This is a genomic window from Seonamhaeicola marinus, assembly GCF_008085455.1.
In genome coordinates this window covers 351-1866 of record NZ_VSDQ01000788.1, presented here as the reverse complement: position 1 = coordinate 1866, position 1516 = coordinate 351, and the positions used below count along the sequence as shown (strand labels likewise).

The 1516-nt window shown below is 26.8% G+C and carries 1 protein-coding gene; it reads right to left on the bottom strand.

Going from position 1 to position 1516, the window contains the following annotated elements; all coding sequences use genetic code 11:
- On the bottom strand, positions 1-1238 hold a 1238-nt coding region (locus tag FUA24_RS23540), incomplete at its 3' end, for a DPP IV N-terminal domain-containing protein (RefSeq protein ID WP_187388377.1).
- Positions 1239-1516: the final 278 nt, after the last annotated feature.

Here is a 1516-nt window from a genome sequence, read left to right as displayed (position 1 = left end):
TTTGAATGTTCATTTATTATAGTTTTAACCTCACCAGTTTCTACATTGGCTACATGGATATCTAAACGTTTCCTATCTCTGCTAACTGTATTAAAATATAAATTTCCTTTCTTTGATAAAATTAATGTTGGTTTATGCTTTGTTGTGTCAGACTTTTTATAAGAATATCTATAAATACTCAAACTTTGTTGTATCGTAGTATCAAGCAGCACATTAACCTTCTTTTTTGTTGAAACATCAAAAATTTCTATATAATTTTTAGGGAATTCTTGCTCACCTGCCATATGATACTTGTAGCGTTCTAAGGTAGGTCGTCCTTTAGTTACCGAGTTAATTACCCATAAATCTTTAATATGCCTAACATCACTACGTTGAAAAATAAATTTTTTAGAGTCGTGTGTCCAATATCCATAAACTGGCTTTCTATCATCTATTTTCTTTTCAATTTCATCTTCACTAATCCCCATATTACTTCTACTATAACTAAAGTTTTCAACCCCATCTTTTGTCCATTCGTGTTCAACAATAGTGGTATCTTTGTCATTTTTTAAAGCCTTTAAAAAATTGGTTTTATCCATCCAATATAAATTATGTTTTTTAGTAAAAACAACCAAAGAACTATCTGGCGAAACATTGGCCCATTTATTAAAAGTATCTTTCTTTTTACTATTATCAATAACTATTAAATTGTCAGACCCCAATTTGTACTCTAAATAATAAGATTTTCTTTCTTTTTTAGGCTTTAACCTTTTTATCTTTTTAATTGAAATAGAATCTTTATTTGAAGTAGAATCATTTGTAGTTTTAGCTTTATCTTCTTCACTCTTAACAATAACCATTTCTCTTGAAGTAACCCTGAAACGTATAGCTGTTTCATCTTTTACAAACTCAAAATTAAAACGAGGCAAATGCTTCGAATCATAAGCGTCTTTAGTTATTTCCGAAAGCCATTTGGCCATTTTAGCATTATCAAATAGCTTTACTTTAGTTTTTCTATCACAATCAACCAAATAATAATTAGCCCCTTCAGTAGTTTTATACTGATACCAAAACTTATTACCACTAGCCAACCATTGTGGATATACTTCAGTTGAATGTACTTTTTTTGAAATATTAGACGGAGAAAATTTTGAAGCTAACCTATAATTAGCCTCAGGAAAATTATTTTCATTAGCTTCTTGACTATTAATTATAAAAGAAACAAAAAGCAAAAAAAAAGAGAATATAAATTTATTCATTATGAATTATAAATTGATTAATATATACTATAGATGAAATATTAAACAAAAACCCTTATTAATGAAATGTTAATATTTCCTAATAAAGATTAAAATCATAATACATAAAAAATAACAATTAAAAGGATTACAGATTTATTACAGTTATAAACTTAAGTTTAAAAAACGTTGAGCATATCAGTAAGATAGTGATTAACAATTGTATTTATTTCAGTTAACAATTGATTTATTAAACAGAATATAGCTTAAGTATAGAGCAAAAAAAATCCCGATTCAAA